This window comes from Dyadobacter sp. OTU695, assembly GCF_038440355.1.
Lineage (GTDB): Bacteria > Bacteroidota > Bacteroidia > Cytophagales > Spirosomataceae > Dyadobacter.
In genome coordinates this window covers 35,243-54,481 of the sequence record NZ_JASATN010000022.1, presented here as the reverse complement: position 1 = coordinate 54,481, position 19,239 = coordinate 35,243, and the positions used below count along the sequence as shown (strand labels likewise).

The following is a 19,239-nucleotide window of genomic DNA, read 5'->3' as shown; positions in this document are numbered from 1 at the left end:
TGCTTTTAGTGCCAAAATGATTTTCAACCGATCGGCACATTAAATTAACCATTCATCCTAACAAGAGGATCTTTTTAACATGGTACCTTGCATCACAAAGTACCTGTGTATACCTTTGTATTGTTAGAAGTTTGAATTCTATCTATTAGCCATGAACATATTCATTTAAAATTAACTCATGAAACCACATGAATATTGAAAATGCCCAAGTGCAGATGCGGAAGGGAATTTTGGAATTCTGCATCCTGCACATCATATCCCGGGGCGAAGTGTATGCTTCGGATATGTTGGATGAACTGACGTCCGCTCACATCATGGTGGTGGAAGGAACATTATACCCTCTTCTTACCAGGTTAAAGAACTCAGGCTGGCTGGATTATAAATGGGTGGAGTCGTCTTCGGGCCCTCCAAGGAAATACTATGTTTTGACGGATGAGGGGAAGGTCTTCCTGGACGCGATGCAGGCTACTTGGTTTGAGCTCGCTGACTCGGTGCAAACCGTGATTAAACGCACAGAGGAGTTGAGCAAAACGGCTTCAAGCAATCTTCCTGACCCTAACTGATCACTCTAAGAGACATTCGATTATTTCAATCATGAAAAAGACAATCAGCATAAATATTGGCGGTATAATCTTCCACATCGAGGAGGATGGCTACGAGAAACTGAAAGGGTATCTCGCCTCTATCCAGAAGTATTTTTCTTCGTTCGCGGATAGCAAAGAGATCCTTTCAGACATTGAGGGCAGGATTGCAGAGCGCTTTTTGAACAAACAAAAAGTGGAGAACAAGCAGGTGATCTCGCTGTCGGACGTCGACGAGCTGATCGCGGCGATGGGTACCGTGGCCGATTTCGAGGCGATCGAACAGGCGGAGGATATCCTGGCCGACCCGCTGGAAACGGCTTCCGCAAAAACATCTGCACCGAAACAGGAAGCACATTCTTCTCACAGCGCGCCCAAAACGGAGCCGGTGAAACCTATCGGGCCCAAAAAACTTTACCGCGACCTTCGCAGAAAATTGCTTGGGGGCGTGGCAGCCGGTCTGGCGCATTACTTTACAGTTGATGCTATCTGGGTAAGGCTTGCGTTTCTGTTCGCGGTGATCGGCTTGCCGGCAGGCTCTGGAATGCTCGACATGAATGCAGAGGAGGTTTTCGGGCCGATCTCGGGCTTTATGGTGCTGGTTTATATTGCGATGTGGGTCGCATTCCCGGGGTCGACCACTTTGGAGGAAGATGCTCATATCAAGAAGTTCTACCGTGACCCGGACCGCAAAGTCGTGGGTGGTGTGGCGGCCGGTGTGGCTTCCTATTTCGGAGTGGACCTTGGCGTGGTGCGTTTTCTTTGGGTATTGTCGATCCTGCTGTTCGGAACCGGTTTTCTGATCTACATCGTGTTGTGGGTGATCGCGCCGAATGCCAATACACTCACCGAAAAAATGGAAATGCAGGGGGAGCCTATTACCCTCTCCAATATTGAGTCGAACATCAAGCAGAGCCTCAATTTGGAAGAAAGAGGGGGAGAAGAGCACATTGCTACCAAAATATTGCTACTTCCTTTTCGCGCCATCGGGTTGGTTGTGGCGGCGCTGGGTAAGTTACTGAAAGGACTCGGGCCTATTTTAAGGGTGCTTATCGGCGCATTTCTGATCGGTATGTCGGCACTCGGGTTGTTAGGGATCGTAATCGCAGCCGGCATAGCGCTGGGCCTTACCAGCGCGGGCGTGTTTGATGACCTGCCTATCCCGATGCTGATTTACCAGGAATTACCCGAAATATTGATCCTGTCGGGAATATTGGTGGCGGCTATTCCTTTGGTGACCTTCCTTTTGCTGGGACTTACATTAATCTCCAATAAAAAGATTGTAGGAGGAAGCGTATGGCTCACATTGCTTGGTCTCTGGATCGTGGGCATCATCGGGGCCAGTGTCGGCGGGGTTAACTATCAGCGAAATTTTGCTAAGAGAGGCGAAGTGACCGAAACCAAATATTATGCCGCGCCGCGCGGGACGCTGACTCTGGATTATAATTATGTATATGATGAAGAAAATATTGATGTAGATGTACAACTGGCCGGACTAAATGCAGCTGACAGCATTAAGGTTGAAAAGACGCTCCATGCAAAAGGCCGGTCCCGCGAGGATGCTCAGAAAAATGCACGGGAAATTAAATATGATCCGCAGTTCCGCGACTCGGTTCTGGTCCTTACAGAAGGCCCGACGCTTTCAAGCCGCTCGCGATTCCGCGACCAGCAGATAGACCTGACGGTGAGTGTGCCTTATGACAAGCCTTTTGTAATGAAACGTGATTTTTACCACCAGTTGAATGATTGGGACGTAAATCAGCAGAACATTAAAAAATATGATCTGCGCGAGGCCGACGACATTACCTGGAATAAGCTGATATGGGTCATGCGCCGCGATTCGGGACTGGTTTGTACCAACATCCCTTTGAAATACATCCGCAGTGAGAAGAACGAAGGCGATCAGGACGGCTATTCCTTCGAATACAATGATAACAGCGACCTGGAACTGGGTGAGCGTGGCAATTACAGCAAACAATTCCCCGTTTCGGATTTCAAAAAAGTGGATATCGGCGGAGCCTATTCGATCATCATCCGTCAGGGTACCGAATATAGTGTAACGGCCGATTCGGATAATCAGGAGAATATCGACGATATCAGGGTAGTGGTGGAAGAAGGCGTGCTGCGTGTGAAGCGTAACCGGGAGTTTAACCTCTTCGACCATGAAAAATGGGAGCGCGTTGGCCTGGTAATTACAATGCCGGCGATTGAAAATCTATCGCTTTCCGGAGCTAATAAAACACTGGTAACCGAGTTCAAAGACCTGCCGAAGCTGGATGTGGATATTTCGGGTGCTTCGAAAACCGAGCTGAATGTGTTCGTGGATCAACTGTCCGTCAATGTCTCCGGAGCATCGAAAGCCACGCTGAGAGGTTCGGCCAAGTCGGCCAAGCTGGACGCGCACGGTGCCTGCAAGTTGACCGCGACGGAAATGAATATCCAGAATGCGGACGTAAATGCCTCCGGCGCCTCGAAAGTTGAGCTGAGCCATGTGCCCAACCTGAATAAGCACGCCAGCGGCGCGAGCAACATCAACGTACAGTAATATTTCGAATGCCGGTGCAACGTCGCCGGCATTCTTTTCATCTTTTCGGAAAATCTAACTTATTGAACCATGAAAAGAACGCAACTATTCCTTATTGCAGCCCTATTGATCACCGCATTATCGTGCCAGGTATCGGCGCAGGAGACCCGTAAATTTTCCGTGTCGGGCTTCAACAAGCTATCGATGGGCAGTGCCTTCAAAATAGATGTAAAGCAGGGAGGCAGTTTCAGTGTAACGGCAACGGGCCGTGCCGAGGATCTCGACGATATGGAGTCGGCAGTGAAAAGCGGTACCCTGCATTTAGGTTATAAAAACAATGGCTGGAACAGGAACCGGAAGACCGTCGAAATCAGTATTACGATGCCAGCCCTCGAAGGTGTAGATTTTTCAGGTGCTTCCAAAGCGAATGTGGCCCGTTTCAGCGGCGTGAAAAGCATGGATATTGAGGTTTCCGGAGCATCGGCCGTTACGATGAGTGTCGCTTCTCCAAAGGTAACCGTCGATCTTTCCGGCGCATCGTCGCTTACGCTCACCGGAGAAGGCGACGTTTTAACCGGCGACGTGTCAGGCGCATCGTCGCTCAAAGGCCGCGATTTCTCAGCCAAAACCGTCAATATCGACGCATCGGGTGCCAGCAGTGCAGCTATATTGGCGAGTAATACCGTTAATGCAGAAGCAAGCGGAGCCAGCAGCATCCGTTACTCAGGCGGGGCGAAAGACATCCATTCCAGCACCTCCGGTGCCAGTTCGATCAAAAGAGACTAAAGGCAATCATTTAATATTCACCACGAACTACAAACAAGGCCTGCGATTGCGGGCCTTGTTTGTTTAGGGGCATTTGTAGCGGAAGGAGGTGGTCTTGAGCTGAACGGGTGCATCCCCGATGCGGCTCATTATTGACGATTCCGGCATGCCGGCGCTGTTATATCGATAGACAGTCTTGATTTTAGACGCGACTTCCCCTTTTTCGTTGGTTGAAATTTCTGAGATCTGATTGTTCACGCCGTCCGTTAGTTGGATCGTTTTGATCGCTTCCGGAATACCCTTGAAGATTTGGTTGATTGTGTTTTCCGGATTTTCATAATCATCGTAGCCGAATTCCTGAATGTAAATTATCTTCCCGTTATTCTTCAGTTGCACGCTTGTCAAATTCCCTCTGGTGTCCCATCCCATTTCGTAAGTGGATCCGTTTGAGGTAATGCTTGAGTTGAGACCCATTGAATTGTATTTGGTTTCAGAAATGATTGCGCCGTTTTTGTTCTTCTGGATTTCGCTAGCGATGACACCGTTCACAAACGTGGAGGCAATGCTGCCTTCGGCTGAAATTGTCGCCGCCGACATTGCCTTGCCGTTTTCGTCATATTGGTAAGTCTTCGACTCTTCTAATTCAACGACTACCGGTGGCTGGCTATCCCCCTTTGTAGTCGTCACCGTTTTGGCTGATATCGATGTCGCCCGTCCCGCCTGATAGCTGAAATTTGAAGTTCGTACTTCATCCAGTTTAAAATTTGAAAATACCTGGTTATTGTGTTGATAATGTGCTTTTCCGAAGCCTAAAAATTCGTAACTCCTATGTGCCACCATTGTTTTTAGAAAGCCATCCATATCGTACTGGAAAGTGAAGCGAAGGGTTTCCGTGACTTTGCTTATAGCATCATTTGTAACTTCGTCTGTACTTTCGCGAATGAATGTCCTGGTCAAGCTTCTGGGCATTTTAGGATCATCATAATCCAACTCGCTGGTGCCTGTTGACTTAGAACCAATTCCTCCCGTATAAGCATACAAATCAGTTTTCCCTCTATAAACACAGGTTGGTTTGGTTTCATGATCCTTTTTAGAGCAGGAAATGAAAAACGCGATGAAAAAAATTGGAACGAGGGATTTTGGAGAAATACGCATGGAATGAATAGTGGGTTAGCGTCATTCACCACAGAGGTGATCAACAGGTTTGTTATTGGCACTTGTAGCGGAAGGTGGTGGTCATTGTTTCTCCGCCAGGAACCGATTTGGGTGACCAGGAATCCGGTAGTCCGTTTGCATTGTATTGATAAAGGAATTCGCTGTTATAGTTACTTCCTCCTGCGTAACTCGTAAATTTCTCAGCTATCAGATTATTTCTGCCTTCGGAGGTTTGAGCGGTCCAGATTTCTTCGGGAATGCCCTTGAATTTTACAGGAATGTGGGTCTCGGGGTTGACGTGATCATCGTACGAGAACTCCTGAAGATAATTTAGCTGGCGGCCTTGCGTAAATTTGACGCTCTTCCGATTGCCATTCGCGTCGAACTCGAACTCGTACTGGTAATTTCCGTCCTTGATGGATGTTCTAAGCCCTTTGTCGTTGTAGAGGAATTCTGCAGTAACTACACCGTCTGCATTTCTTCGGATTTCAGAAGAGATAATTCCGTTCTTGAAAGTCGAAATGATCGTGCCGGTCGGCGCGGAAGTTAATGCTGATAAGGGATTGTTTTGACTGTCGTACGTGTATGCCTTCGTTTGTTGGCTTTCCGTTACGACCGGCGTGTCGTTATCGCCTTGCGTCCGAAGGAGGATTTTAGTCAGAACCGATTTTAAATGCCCCGATTCATATTGGTAGTCGGATGTCTCTATGGTTTCTGATTTGAAAGTCAGGTATTCCCGGCCCTTATCTTGATACGAATAGCCTTTCGTTCCTTCATATAAATTGACTGTGGTAGTAGTCATTTGAGTTAGAAAACCCTGCGTGTCGTATTGAGGTGTATAGTTAGTGGTGATAGTTCGCTTCCACCGCCGGTTATTTGACCCGTCAAAAAATTCGGAATTATCTATTTTTCGGGCTGATGCCAACTGTTTTGCGTCATTCAATACAATTTCATTGCCATAATCAATCTTGGACGTGCTGGAAATAATAGTCGAGGTTTTGCCAGCATAGAGGCAAGTTTGCTCTGGGACAGGATCCTTTTTAGAACAGGAGATCAGTGAACCCAGTATCAGAAGAGCAACAAGGAACGCAGTAGAAAGGCGCACGGGATTGAACAGATTAAGTTTGAAGGATATTTCAGAAGGTTGAGAAGCGATTTTGCAAGTAACCCAGAATAACTTTAACAATTTGGGATAAATCAGTTTCTTTTACAACTTGCATCACTCAACACGCATTACTGACATCACAAATGAGCCGAAAATATTTACTATCCGTTGCATTAGTCCTGAGCTTATTTCATCAGTTCGCGATGGGACAGGGGCGTTCCAGGTTCGGCGGGCGCTATACCGACCCGTTTGGAATATTGAGCGTGCAGGCGGGGGTAGGTGTGGCATATTACATGGGTGACCTGAACGACGGCGTGAATATCAAACACCTCGGACTCGGGCCTTCGGTATCGTTGGGCGCGCTGTACCGGCTTACGGAACATGTGAGCGCTCGTGGAGAGCTGCGTTTTTATCAGGTTTCGGCGCATCAGAAGTACTCCAAAAATTACCAGAATAACCTTTCATTCAAGACATTCAACCCGGACATTAACCTGGGTTTGCAGGCGGATCTATTCGCATATAACCGGCACGCGCGGATTAACCCTTATCTTTTCGGTGGAGTGGGCGTTACGTACCTGAACCCGAAAGCAAAGCTCGACGGTACCTGGTACAGTCTGGCGCCGCTTACGACAGAGGGCGTGAAATACAAACGATTGCCACTCGTATTCACCGCCGGAATAGGCGTTTCCTATAAAACTTCCGAAAGACTGAGTATCGGCGTGGAGCTTTGCAACAACTTCGTCCGATCCGATTATCTCGATGATGTAAGCACGGTTTATCCCAACCCCGACCAGCTGCCCAGCGACCTCGCACGACGGTTATCCGACCGTTCTTCCGAGATCGGTGAACCATTGCGCCAGCCCGGATGGAACCGTGGAAGTGCAAAAAGCAAGGACAGCTATCTGTTTTTGCAGGTACGGGCTACTTACCTGATCGGCAACCGCGCCCAGGCAATCGAGCGGAAAAAGACCCGCTGTCCCAAGTTTTAAATCATCTCAATACCAACATGCTGAAACCGAAAAAGCCCCATCAATCCGAAGTGACCATGACTGAAATGGTGCTTCCCAACGATACGAATACACTGAATAACCTGATGGGAGGAAGGTTGCTGCACTGGATGGATATTTGCGCGGCCATTTCGGCACAAAAGCATTCCAACCGCATCGTGGTAACGGCGTCGGTGGATAATGTATCGTTTACAGAGCCGATCCGTTTGGGGAACATCGTGACAATGCATGCCAAGGTTACCCGAGCATTCAACTCCTCGATGGAAGTGTTTCTCGAAGTTTGGGCAGAGGACATTCCCGCTGGCCAGCGCGTGAGCACCAACCGTGCTTTTTATACTTTTGTGGCTGTGGACCAGAACGGAAGGCCTATCGAAGTTCCACCCCTGGAACCGGAAACCGACGAGGAAAAGGAGTTGTACCTGAGTGCTCTTCGCCGCCGCCAGTTACGCCTCGTACTGGCCGGACGATTGAATGCGGCCGAAGCCACGGAGCTGAAAGCGCTTTTTAAAGTGGAATAAGGCGGTATGCACGGCATAATTTGGTAATTTTGCGGCATAAACTCTTGTAACTTATGCCCAAGCAAATCATATTTTCAGATAAAGCACCGGCCCCCATTGGTCCTTACAGCCAGGCTGTTAAAGTAAATGGTACTGTTTATGTTTCAGGGCAAATCGCTGCGGAGCTGGCGAAATCCGGGGACATTAAAGCAGAAACCGGCGTGGTCATGCAAAATATCGGGCATATCCTGGGAGCGGCAGGCCTTGGCTTTCAGCACGTGGTGAAAGCCAGCATTTTCCTCCGCGATATGAACGACTTCGCCTCTGTCAACGAAATCTACGGCAGCTTTTTTTCCAAAGAACCTCCCGCGCGCGAGACGGTACAGGTAGCACGCCTGCCGAAAGACGTTAACGTTGAAATATCGGTTATTGCGGTGGAGTAACGAATGTCAGGTATGGTCAGGAAGTAGTCAGATATGGTCAAGCGTGGTCAGCAAGTCAAGTGTTAAGAGGAGAGAGTTTAATAAAAATGCCTGACAATCAATGACAATACTTGACAACAAATGACTATTAATGACAATACGATAGAACTAGTAAATAATTTAGAATAAATGAATAACAAACCTGTCAGGGTGCGATTTGCGCCTAGTCCTACCGGTCCGCTGCATGCGGGCGGTGTGCGTACGGCCCTGTATAATTACCTGTTTGCGCGCCAGCAAGGCGGCCAGATGCTGCTTCGCATCGAAGATACCGACCAGAACCGATACGTTCCGGGAGCCGAGGCATACATTCTGGAAGCGCTCGAATGGTTGGGTATCGGCATCGACGAAGGCCCTCAGCAAGGCGGCCCGCATGCGCCTTACCGGCAATCGGAAAGAAAAGAAATGTACCGCGAGTATGCGGAAAGGCTCGTTCAGGAAGGAAAGGCATATTATGCTTTCGATACGCCCGAGCAGCTGGACGATATGCGTAAGCGCCTGGAAGCTGCGAAAGTGGCTGCCGTGCAATACAATGCGATTACCCGAACGGAAATGACGAACTCGCTGACGCTGTCGGCCGAGGAAACCAAAGCGCGGTTGGAAAGCGGCGATCCTTATGTGATCCGGATGAAGATCAGTCCGAAGGAAGACATCCGTTTCAATGATTTGATACGCGGCTGGGTGGTGGTCCATTCGTCGCAAATTGATGATAAGGTGCTTTTGAAATCGGATGGAATGCCTACCTACCATTTGGCGAATATCGTGGACGACCATCTGATGGGCATCACCCACGTGATCCGCGGGGAAGAATGGCTGCCGTCGGCTCCGCTGCACGTGCTGTTATACCGCTATTTAGGCTGGGAAAGCACCATGCCGCAGTTCGCACATTTGCCGCTGCTCCTCAAACCGGATGGTAATGGCAAGCTCTCGAAACGCGATGCCGATCTGGGCGGTTTCCCGATCTTCCCATTGGAATGGACCGACCCTAATACCGGCGATAAAGCACGGGGTTTCCGCGAAGAAGGCTATCTGCCGGGCGCAACTGCCAATTTCCTCGCATTGCTGGGATGGAATGCAGGTACCGAGCAGGAAATTTTCAGTATGGACGAGCTCATAGCCCAATTCAGCTTCGAGCGCGTGCATAAGGCGGGCGCGAGGTTCGATATCCAGAAAGCAAACTGGTTCAACCAGCAATATCTGAAACAACTGGACGAGGCTGCCATTATCGAACAGTTGAAACCGCTGTACGGTGCGCAAGGAATTGATGTAAACCAGGATCAGCTCGCGCAGATCGTGCATTTACTGAAAGATCGCGTGCATTTCGTTAAGGAGATCGTTTCCGAATCGCTCTTTTTATTTGCGGCGCCCGAAGCGTACGATCAGGACGTGGTGATCAAGAAATGGAATGAGGAAGCTGTGAATGCGATCGGCACTTTCAAAGATACGCTGGCAGCTTTTGAAGGTAATTTCGTCGCGCACGATATCAAGGAAGTCCTTTCGGCGACCATGGAAGCGGCGGGGATCAAAATGGGCAAGATCATGCAGGCATTGCGCCTGGCGGTGACCGGCGCAGGTGCCGGCCCTGACTTGATGATCATCATGGAGATACTTGGAAAGGACGAGGTCGTCAAAAGGCTTGAAACAGCGCTCAGCCGCTTGTCAGCACAAATCAGGCTGGCATAAGGCCGCGTAAACCGTAGGATCAAAAACCATTGGTACGGCGGGGATCATTGCATATTTTCGTAACAAGTGAAAAACGGACCGCGCTGCGGCCCACTGGCATCAAACACATGGCTAAGAAAAAACAGTCGGAAACGTCCAAGCCTGCACCGGAGAAACCGCGCGTGCACAAAGACCTGGAAGGTTTTGATATCCAGATCAACTCTTTCGGTGAGATCACCACGAGCTTTGACATGGACCGTATCAATGAATTTTTGAATAAAAATGTGGATGATAAAAAACTCCGTGACCGGGAGGATATCCCGGGCCGAAAAACCCGGAAATCGAAGAAAAAGACTTCCGAGGAAGAAGAGGAGGAGGAATAGGCCGTCCACGCAGTTCGTTTTGACCAACCTATAAAACCTTTTACGAAAAAATGATCTCACACGAAATCGATTACAAAATTATCGGCGACGACATCCAGGTCGTGGAAATTGAACTGGATCCGAACGAAACCGTGATCGCCGAAGCGGGCGCTATGCTTTTTATGGAAGACGGCATTCAGTTCGAAACCAAAATGGGCGACGGATCGGAAGCGAACCAGAGCATTATGGGCAAGATTTTCCAGGCGGGAACACGTTTGATCACGGGCGAATCACTCTTTATGACCCATTTTACCAACAGGGGTGTCGGTAAAAAGAAAGTGGCGTTTTCAGCGCCTTATCCGGGAACTGTGATGCCGATCGACCTGTCCAAAATCTACGGCAACGAGCTGATCGTGCAGAAAGACGGGTTCCTCTGCGCGGCCATGGGCACGAGCATGAAAATCCATTTCAACCAGCGTTTCGGATCGGGATTGTTTGGCGGGGAAGGCTTTATACTTCAAAAGCTGAAAGGCGACGGGATGGCTTTCGTGCATGCGGGCGGCGTGGTCATGGAGAAGCAGCTGAACAACGAAACCCTGCGCGTCGATACGGGTTGCGTAGTAGCGTTCGAACAATCGCTGAGCTTCGATATCCAGCGCTCGGGCGGTCTGAAATCGATGGTATTCGGTGGTGAAGGGATGTTCCTGGCCACTTTGCGTGGTACCGGCCGTTGCTGGATCCAGTCGATGCCGATTTCCAAACTGGTTCAGCGGCTTTCTGCACACGGCCCTAATGCCAGGAAAGAAAGCGGTTCGGTGATCGGCGGGTTGGGAAGCCTTTTCGAGGATTAATATATATCAATGTCACCCTGAGCGGCCCGGGCCGCTCAGGGTGACATTTTTTTATTTCAAAATATAAACCCCTCTGCCGCCTCCCAACCATATTTCACCGGAAGGACTTTGGCCTATCGCAAATATCCCTTCACTTTCGTCGAGGTCTTTCATCTCCCATTTCCCGTTGCGGAAAATGCCGTATTCTTTATCGTCCCAAAATGCAGCCCAAATCCGGTTGTCTTTGTCGGAGAAGACCTGCTGGGTCATGTAAACTTTTGTACCCTCTTCCGGAAGATTGATCACCTGGCTTGACTGCCCATTGAATTTAAATATCTGTGGTCGTCCCGGGACAATGGTGCTCGATAGCCCGTAATTGATAGAGGCCAGCAGTTCATTGTCTTTATTGACCACGATATTGCCGTAGTAATAAGGATTGAATCCCAGTTCTTTTTCTCCAAAAATATCCCATTTATCGCCGGTAATGCGTACAATCGACGTAGCGGTAACGCCGTCGTTGAGTGCAACCCACACCGTATTTTTCTGATCGATCGCAATGCCGGCAATGAGGTTTCCAGGAAGTTTGGAATTTTCAGGCGTAAAAGCGGTAAACCGGTTACCGTCATATTTCACCAACCCGCCTTGGCGAAATGCTCCGGCCGAAAACCAGACATTGTTCGCGCCGTCGACAGCCACCGAACGTACCGCATTGCGTGGCAGGTTGTATTGCCCGGAGCCATAGCGCGTGAATTTCGAGCCGTCATATTTGATGAGGTCATCCGTCCCGAGCCAGACGTTTCCTTTTTTGTCAACCTCGATGTCCCAGATCGGCGCCTTGCTGAGAATGGAGTTGCTGGAATCAAAAACGGCTATGCTGGTGCCGCTATGCCTGATAAGTCCCTGGCTGAGTGTCCCAAGCCATGCGGTACCCGACGCATCGAAGGCAATGGAAATGACGTGGTAATCTTTAAGTTTGGCATCCGAGATTTCCAGCGGGACGGGGTTGTCGCCATTCTTGCAGGCATTAACCAGGATCAAAAGAAGCAAAATAGGTAGCAATTTTTTCATAGCATAGAAATTTGCGGTTTCGGGAAGTGGAACTATCCTATGGACACAGTGGAGTAGTGTATGGTTGGAACTTGCTGACTGTTAGCAAGATATATTTTGCATTAATGAAAAACAACGCTCTGTACTTTGATTTGGCCGCCATAAGTTACTTGAAGGATATATTTTCCGGCTGGTAAAGTATAATGCGGGCGAACAGAGAGCAACCCGACAGCGTCTCGCCCCGATGTTCGAATGGGATGCTCACGACCAGCCGCTTCGAAAAGGCGGCAACTAATGTCAGTTTGCCCGTTTGCCGCTTCGTCGGACGGCATAATGTAAAACTGCTGTTGCGTAACGGGGTTCGGGAAAACAGTCCATGGGGCGGGGGCACCGTCGCGGAATAACGTTACGATGGTGGAATGGGCAGTGGTGCCATTGGTATACCCCATTTTGATCCTGTAAAAGATCGTCCCGTTGCCGGGATCATTATCTGTAATACCAAATACCCCCGGTTCGCCGGCGGCCGGGGCGGGGAGAGTTTCAAGGTCAGAGTATTGTACGCCGTCGGTCGTTTTCTGGACGGTCATAGATGCGAGCCCGGTTGCGGGAGCCACAACCCAGGACAGATAAATAGCACCGCCAGCATTTCGGAGGCCGATGGTATTGACATATTCGATCGTCCGTGATGAGCGCTCCACATAAACCGGCTGGGATACGCTGCCCGGCAGGATCGGGTTGAATCCAGTGAGCCGGATGTGGTACGGCCCGTCGGCGATGTCGGCAGGTAGCTGGATTTTAAGCGGCTTGCCATGGCCTGTACCTGCATTGGCGATGAACTGCCCCTGGGCATCCAGCAGTTCCGCCACGATTTGCAATCCCGCGGGTGCATTGCCGGTAACCATGAATGGCAGATCGAATGCGGCGCCCGGGTAAGCACGCGCGGGCGTCACGCCTGTATGTAACGTGTATGCGGGTTGCAAGGGAATAGTCCTGGCAATAGTTGTATCGGTCAGGCTTCTGTTCCATGCCGCTGCTGCGAGTGTCAACCCCTGAATCCCGCCAGGTACATTTTCGAAATGCGCGGAAACGGGCCGTGGTATCTGAATGGTGTCGAGGTAGGGGCCGTGGAATGTATTGAAACCGCGCAGGGCTATCAGCCGGTTTTGGGCATTCAATACGGGGAGATAGGGATCTCTTTGCTGATTACTGGCCGAATTGCGGGCGATGTACCAGGGAATGTTATAGCCCGAATCCCTGCGACTGTTCTGAATGAGTGTTCGGATACCTTCGAAATATTGTGTTTCGTTAAAACCGAGCTGTGCATCGTTTTCTCCGTGCGACCACAGCACCGCCCTGACGCCCGTCAGCGCAGTCAGGTAGCGCATCGTGTTGACGATATTGCTGTACGGCTGTCTGTTGGGCCAAAATTTACCAACATATAAATTATAGGCGTCTTTGCCCGAAGCTGCATCGCGGTAGTTTTCAGCATTAGCTGCTGCCCAGGCAGTATTGAAAAACAGCACCGGTGTTTTCCATCTTTGGAATAATAAGTCCCCCAATTCGCCCCAATACCACGAAGTTTCGCCGTTCGGAAAAATGTAGCTGCTGTTTTTGAGAGGTTCAAATCGCGGAGCAGGCATCGGGCCGTCGGGCGCTACGGTGATGTTTTCGCTATTGAGGGTTTTGTTGAGTGCATTGTAAGACACCACATTGGAAGACGCGTCTTTGGCGCCGAGGCCGGGTAAGCCCATGGCATTGGAGTTGCCCGCTACGAGAAACACTTCACCTACACCCACACGGTCTACCACTGCTGAATCAGTAATGCCGTTGGCGGCTGTTCCCGTTAGTTTGAGACGATACCAGCCGGTGCCGGCGCTGAATGCAGTATAAAGAAATCCCCGGGTCAGCTGTTTGGCATCAAATTGCTGGTCCTGCCGGGCATTTGTATTGCCCTCGACGGGGATTAAAGAGGCATCGATGCGGGAATAGGGATAATGCGCGTAAGCGGTAAGGGAAATGGAGGCTGTGCCCGACGAATCTCGCTGCATGACCTGATTCGGGACAGGGTTGGTAATGACCAACTGTGCATTTACCTGCATGATACCGGTAACCAGGCAAAGCAGGGCTATCCGGCCATAGGCAGGCCATCCGGCAGCAAGACAAATCCTTTCTAACATCTGCAAAACGCTTTGATGATCTCTGTTTGTGAATATAAGAGAAAATGGCTTCCTGGTCGGAATGCTCTTATAAGAACGAAAAAAGCCGGCCCTCAGATGAAGGCCGGCTTTGATAAAGCAGATAAGAAAATACTACTTGGTATAACCCGGGTTCTGAGGTTTCAGGTTCGGGTTGTTAGTCATTTCCTGGATGCCCAGCGGGAACAGCAGGTGTTTTTCCTGCAAAGCTGCGCCGCCACTCACGTTTAGGTTGCGGTGTCCCACGAAGTTGTCGAACTTCTTGGTTTCCTCATTAAACACTTTACGCAGACGCACCATATCGAACCAGGTAATGCCTTCGTAAGCGAATTCGTGCCAGCGCTCTTTCCATACAGCCTCTTTGAAGGAAGCGGGAGTATAAGTACCGATTGCAGGTGTAATCAACTTGGCACGGTCGCGGATGCTCTTGAAAGCCTCGTATGCTTCCTGATTTACAGTACCCAATTCCGCTTGTGCTTCGGCGTACATCAGCAATACATCCGAGTAACGCATCTGGTTTACATTCAGGTTGTTCAAGCGGGTAGGGGTAATGCCCGGGCCGCCCAATGCAGCGATGTTGAAGTACTTGAATACATAAGGAGCTCCCAGGTCGAATTTCTCGCCGGTACCATTGGTATAGTAGGTGGTGTAGAACCAGCCCTCCTGATCTTTGGTACGAAGGTCGCCTGTTTCGTAAGACTTATAGAACGACAGCGTAGGTACTGTGCTACCTGTTCCACTGGGTCCAGCATAGGTCACCGCTTTGAAGTTCGGGAAAAAGTCGTTCAGCGGGAAACCCGCTACTACCGTGTTATACTGGATCTGGAACAGGTGCTCCATGCGGTTTTTCAGTTTCTCATCGTGCAACTCCTTGTAGGTTGGGAAAAGACCCAGCGTAGAAGCGTTAGCTTTGGCGTAAGTGATCACTTCAAGCGCTTTGTCGGCAGCCAGCTTGTAATGCGATTGTCCTTTTGACAACGGGAAGCCAGCCATGGTCAGATATACTTTGGCCAGATAGGCTTTCACCGCCATTTTAGACACACGTCCGTTAGAGTTGAAGTCAGCGAGTCCGGCAGCTTCGGCAGCCAGAAGATCGTCGACAATCAGTTTGTACACTTCTTCCTGTGGTGCGCGCGCCGGGAAGAAATCTTCCGACTCGGCCGTTTGAGGTTTGGTGATCAACGGTACATCGCCCCACAATCTCACAGCATAGAAATAAGCCCACGCGCGAAGGAAACGCGCTTCACCCAGCAGGCGCACTTTCTGAGACTCGTTCGCCGCAGGGAACTGAATGCCCGGAATTTTTTCGATCGCCAGGTTGGCGTTCGCGATTACGCGGTACAAGCCGTTCCACCAGTTGCTGATGTGCCCCGTGTTACCATCGTAAATGAGGGCATACAGGTTGTTCAGGTCGGAGTTTTGGCCTGTTTCGGTCGTAGCCGTACCGGTAGGCGCTTCAAGCATCTGCCAGTTTGCCGAGAAGATACCGGCACCGTCGCCGAAGAAGCGCATGTCCGCATAAGTAGCAGCAATGGCAGCTTCCGCGTGGTCGGGAATGGTGTAGAAGGTATCCGGTTGAAGGTTCGACGGGTCTTGCTCGTCGAGGAAGTCGGAGCAGGCAGTCGGTCCCAGCAGGATCGCTCCGCAGAGCAAAAGTTGATAGAATTTTTTGTTATTAAGTTTCATGCTGAAAGTCATTTTTGATGATACAACGGTCCCGGTGATTAGAATGCAACCTGAATACCTCCCAGGAATGTGGTTGGTTTAGGGTAGCTGTGCCAGATCATACCTTGTGAGAATACGTTGTCGGAATCGCCACCGCGGATTGGGGTCTGCTCTGGATCGCCGAACGGATATTTGCTGATAATGAAGAAGTTCTGAGCGGAAACATACAATCTCAGTTTGCTCATTTTCAACTTGCTCGCAATTTCTGATGGGAAGTTATAACCCAGCAACAGGTTCCGGCCACGGATGAATGACCCGTCGAAGATCCAGCGGGTATCCACGTTAGTCACGTAACCAGCCTTAGTGTCGCGGACCTGTGCGATCGGCGTGTTCTGGTTTTCAGGTGTCCATGCATCCAATACGGTCGCGTAGCTGTTCGCCAATGCCTGACGGTCTTCGCTGGCGTGCAGGTTCATGTCCATCAGATCGTTTCCGTACGAGAATTGCAGGTCGAGGGTCAGGTCAAAGCCATGGAAACGCAGGCTGTTTGAAAGCGATCCCCAGCCCTTTGGAGAACCGTTACCGATAATGCCACGGTCAGCGTCGGTGATCGCATTGTCGCCGTTCACGTCTTTGTACTTGATATCACCCGGCAGCATTTTCAGGTTTCCACGGTAGCTGGTAAATTTCGCAGCCTGGTCTCTTTCAGCTTCGCTCCAGGTTCCCAGACGGGTCAATCCCCAGAATGCACCTGCTGGTTCGCCGATACGGATTACGCTGGTTTGGTTGGTGATCGAAGGACCACCCACGCCGAAGATATCCGACGGTGTCGCCAGTGACAATACTTTGTTTCTGTTGAATGAGATATTAAAGCTGGTATTCCATGAGAAATTCTGTTTCTCGATGTTAACCGTGTTCAGGCCAAATTCGAAACCTTTGTTTTCCATCGAACCGATGTTCTTTCTGATCGTCGCGTAACCGCTTGTACGTGGTACGGGTGCATCCAAAAGCATGTCGGTAGTTTTGCGATAGTAGTAATCCGCTTCGAGAGAGATTCTGCCTTTCAGGAAGCTGATTTCCAAACCACCGTCGGTCTGTGCTGTTTTTTCCCAACGCAAATCGTTGTTAGCAAGCCTGTTGATACCCGTTCCGCCGAAACGTGTGTCGCCATAAACGGTAGCATAGTTGGATCTCAGCAGTCCAAGCGACGAGTAAGGTGGAATCTCCGAGTTACCTGTCAAACCGTAGCTCGTACGAACTTTCAGGCTGGAAATGATCGGGTTGCCTTTCAGGAATTCTTCGTCAGAGACTTTCCATGCGAGTGCCGCAGATGGGAAGAAGGCGAATTTGTGGTTATCCCCGAATTTGGAAGAACCATCAGCACGGCCTGTTACTGTCAAAAGGTACTTATCAAGCAAAGTATAGTTCAAGCGACCGAAGTACGAGTTAAATGCAAAGCGTGATGCACCAGACACATACGGGTTCGATGAAGGCGCTACCGATCCCGCACCAAGGTTATCGAAAGTATAGTAATCGGTAGAGAAGTTCTGAGCACCTACACCGGTGGTGGCCACGTTTGTTTCCTGCCATGAAATACCTACGAGGGCATTGATCGAGTGGATGCCGAATGATTTGTTGTAGGTCAACAAGTTCTCCCATGACCAGAACGTCTCTTTTCTGGTCTCTTTTCTTGCGGTACCCAGCTCGTTAGGCGTAAGTGTACGTGTTTGCGACTGGTTTACCTCCTGATTGATCACATTCACACCCAATACCGTCCTGAATTCCAGGCCTTTTGCAAGCGTAACGTTTCCGTAAAGGCTACCAAGGGTAGTTTGCGTATTCAGGTTGAATTTACGTCCCATCAAACGGTGTACCGAGCTGAACGAACCCTCAGCACCCGGATAATCGCGGTTGTTGGCATAAGATCCATCAGGCCACTTCACAGGAAGGAAAGGAAAGTCTTCCACCATCTGGCGAGGTACGGCGTCGTTGATATCGACGAGGTTCTCCGCCTGGTTGTTGTAGCTCAAAGTACCACCCAGACGTAACCATTTCTTCACCTGGTCGTCGATGCTGAAACGGGTAGCATAACGTTTCAGGTAAGAGGTTTTGATCAGACCCTGGTCGTCACGATAGTTGAGCGACAAAGAGTAAGTCGTTCTCTCGTTACCGCCGCTGAAACCCAGCTGGTGGTTTTGAGAAACACGGTGCTGGGTCGACTCATCGAACCAGTCGGTGTCGTAGTTGGGAGCAAATGTACCGTCCGCGCGTTTGGTGAACACGTCGGGGTGGGCAGCTGCCAGTGCGGCGCGACGTACGAGCGGATCGTGGGTTTTGTATTTACCCGCATCCCACCCGGCCGGGTCGAACTTCTGCATATTCTTGTAAGCAAGATCTTCCACGTCCATGTACTGCTGGGCGTTCAGAACTTTCGCTCTTTTGGGGCCTACTTTCGGTACGCTCAGATCAAGGCCGTAGGTGATCTGGCTTTCACCTGATCTACCTCTTTTGGTGGTAATCATGATTACCCCGTTAGCACCACGGGCACCATAGATCGCCGTCGACGAGGCATCTTTCAGCACCTCAACAGATACGATATCGTTGGGGTTGATAAAGTCGATCGCTTGGCTCTGCTGGTTTTGGTTACCTTGAGGGAGCATTACTCCGTCGACTACGTACAACGGGTTGTTGGACGAGTTAATGGAGCTGAAACCACGGATACGTACGTTGGCGCGACCACCCGGACGACCCGAGTTGACGTTCACCTGCACACCGGAGATTTTACCCTGCAAAGCCTGGTTCAATGAAGGAGCAGGACGCTCTCTCAGTTGTTCTTCTTTTACGGAACCTACCGAGCCGGTAAGGTCGGATTTTTTCGCGGTACCGTACCCGATCACGACTACTTCACTAAGCGCCTTGGAATCCGGGGCCAGCGAAATGTCAAGGGAAGTGCGGTTTCCAACAGCTACTTCCTGGCTGATATAGCCTACAAAGCTGAAAACCAGGGTGGCATTATCAGGTATGGAAAGCGTGTAGTTACCTTCCCCGTCGGTGGTGGTACCACTGCTGGTGCCTTTCACCACAACGTTTACGCCGGGAAGACCGTCGCCGGTTTCCTTGTCGGTAATTTTTCCTTTGATTGTTTTATCAGCGCGGATTGTCGTCGTAATGCCGGAGTTGGCAAGGGCTGCATTCACCAATAATGGGCTTGCGAGCGCGGGCAGGAGCAATAAAGAGTTACGGATGCTCCGCATTTGGAGCAACCATGAGTTGGTATCGGAAATTTTCATGTAGTAAGGCTTGTTAAACGTTTCTCATGCAGTCTTGGAAAACACGTAGAATTTTAGTCTTAGGTCTCTGTTCGT

15 protein-coding genes are annotated in these 19,239 nt (G+C 50.1%); 9 read left to right on the top strand and 6 right to left on the bottom strand.

Going from position 1 to position 19,239, the window contains the following annotated elements; all coding sequences use genetic code 11:
• Window positions 1-188: 188 nt before the first annotated feature.
• The 3 genes from AAHB90_RS27630 to AAHB90_RS27620 all read left to right on the top strand — a co-directional run bounded on the left by AAHB90_RS27630 (window position 189) and on the right by AAHB90_RS27620 (window position 3,891).
• Window positions 189-563 (top strand): PadR family transcriptional regulator, encoded by a 375-nt coding sequence (locus AAHB90_RS27630; RefSeq protein ID WP_090151757.1) that lies wholly within the window; start codon window positions 189-191, stop codon window positions 561-563.
• Window positions 564-594: 31 nt separating this feature from the next.
• Window positions 595-3,126 (top strand): PspC domain-containing protein, encoded by a 2,532-nt coding sequence (locus tag AAHB90_RS27625; RefSeq protein WP_342088492.1) that lies wholly within the window; start codon window positions 595-597, stop codon window positions 3,124-3,126.
• Window positions 3,127-3,195: 69 nt separating this feature from the next.
• Entirely contained in the window at window positions 3,196-3,891 is a 696-nt protein-coding gene (locus tag AAHB90_RS27620) for a head GIN domain-containing protein (protein ID WP_342088491.1), read from the top strand.
• A gap of 63 nt (window positions 3,892-3,954) precedes the next feature.
• On the opposite strand, the gene AAHB90_RS27615 is transcribed toward AAHB90_RS27620, so the two are convergent.
• Window positions 3,955-5,025 carry a hypothetical protein gene (locus tag AAHB90_RS27615; RefSeq protein ID WP_342088490.1) on the bottom strand — a complete coding sequence of 357 codons (1,071 nt, stop codon included), beginning with the start codon at window positions 5,023-5,025 and terminating at the stop codon, window positions 3,955-3,957.
• A 52-nt stretch (window positions 5,026-5,077) separates the two neighbouring features.
• Window positions 5,078-5,827, bottom strand: coding sequence for a hypothetical protein (locus AAHB90_RS27610; RefSeq protein ID WP_342088489.1), 750 nt, complete (start codon window positions 5,825-5,827; stop codon window positions 5,078-5,080).
• Window positions 5,828-6,273: 446 nt separating this feature from the next.
• Between AAHB90_RS27610 and AAHB90_RS27605 the strand changes: the two genes are divergently transcribed.
• The 6 genes from AAHB90_RS27605 to AAHB90_RS27580 all read left to right on the top strand — a co-directional run bounded on the left by AAHB90_RS27605 (window position 6,274) and on the right by AAHB90_RS27580 (window position 10,988).
• The gene (locus AAHB90_RS27605) at window positions 6,274-7,119 is read left to right on the top strand and encodes an outer membrane beta-barrel protein (RefSeq protein WP_342088488.1); all 846 of its coding nucleotides are present in this window, start codon (window positions 6,274-6,276) and stop codon (window positions 7,117-7,119) included.
• Between the two features lie 17 nt (window positions 7,120-7,136).
• Complete coding sequence (locus AAHB90_RS27600) at window positions 7,137-7,655, top strand: acyl-CoA thioesterase (RefSeq protein WP_342088487.1); 519 nt, start codon at window positions 7,137-7,139, stop codon at window positions 7,653-7,655.
• Window positions 7,656-7,708: 53 nt separating this feature from the next.
• On the top strand, window positions 7,709-8,077 hold the full coding sequence (locus tag AAHB90_RS27595; RefSeq protein ID WP_342088486.1) for a Rid family detoxifying hydrolase: 369 nt from the start codon (window positions 7,709-7,711) through the stop codon (window positions 8,075-8,077).
• Window positions 8,078-8,245: 168 nt separating this feature from the next.
• Window positions 8,246-9,796, top strand: a complete 1,551-nt coding sequence (gene gltX / locus AAHB90_RS27590; RefSeq protein ID WP_342088485.1) for a glutamate--tRNA ligase — start codon at window positions 8,246-8,248, stop codon at window positions 9,794-9,796.
• Between the two features lie 107 nt (window positions 9,797-9,903).
• Window positions 9,904-10,158 (top strand): hypothetical protein, encoded by a 255-nt coding sequence (locus tag AAHB90_RS27585; protein ID WP_342088484.1) that lies wholly within the window; start codon window positions 9,904-9,906, stop codon window positions 10,156-10,158.
• Between the two features lie 50 nt (window positions 10,159-10,208).
• Window positions 10,209-10,988, top strand: coding sequence for a TIGR00266 family protein (locus AAHB90_RS27580; RefSeq protein WP_342088483.1), 780 nt, complete (start codon window positions 10,209-10,211; stop codon window positions 10,986-10,988).
• Between the two features lie 51 nt (window positions 10,989-11,039).
• Here the strand turns inward: AAHB90_RS27580 and AAHB90_RS27575 are convergent, their stop codons facing one another.
• From AAHB90_RS27575 to AAHB90_RS27560, 4 genes are all read right to left on the bottom strand, one after another.
• Window positions 11,040-12,035, bottom strand: a complete 996-nt coding sequence (locus AAHB90_RS27575; RefSeq protein WP_342088482.1) for a two-component regulator propeller domain-containing protein — start codon at window positions 12,033-12,035, stop codon at window positions 11,040-11,042.
• A gap of 101 nt (window positions 12,036-12,136) precedes the next feature.
• On the bottom strand, window positions 12,137-14,191 hold the full coding sequence (locus tag AAHB90_RS27570; RefSeq protein WP_342088481.1) for a T9SS type A sorting domain-containing protein: 2,055 nt from the start codon (window positions 14,189-14,191) through the stop codon (window positions 12,137-12,139).
• A 132-nt stretch (window positions 14,192-14,323) separates the two neighbouring features.
• A complete protein-coding gene (locus tag AAHB90_RS27565) occupies window positions 14,324-15,907 on the bottom strand; it encodes a RagB/SusD family nutrient uptake outer membrane protein (RefSeq protein ID WP_342088479.1) in 1,584 nt (527 codons plus the stop codon).
• A 26-nt stretch (window positions 15,908-15,933) separates the two neighbouring features.
• Window positions 15,934-19,164, bottom strand: a complete 3,231-nt coding sequence (locus tag AAHB90_RS27560) for a SusC/RagA family TonB-linked outer membrane protein (RefSeq protein ID WP_342088478.1) — start codon at window positions 19,162-19,164, stop codon at window positions 15,934-15,936.
• Window positions 19,165-19,239: the final 75 nt, after the last annotated feature.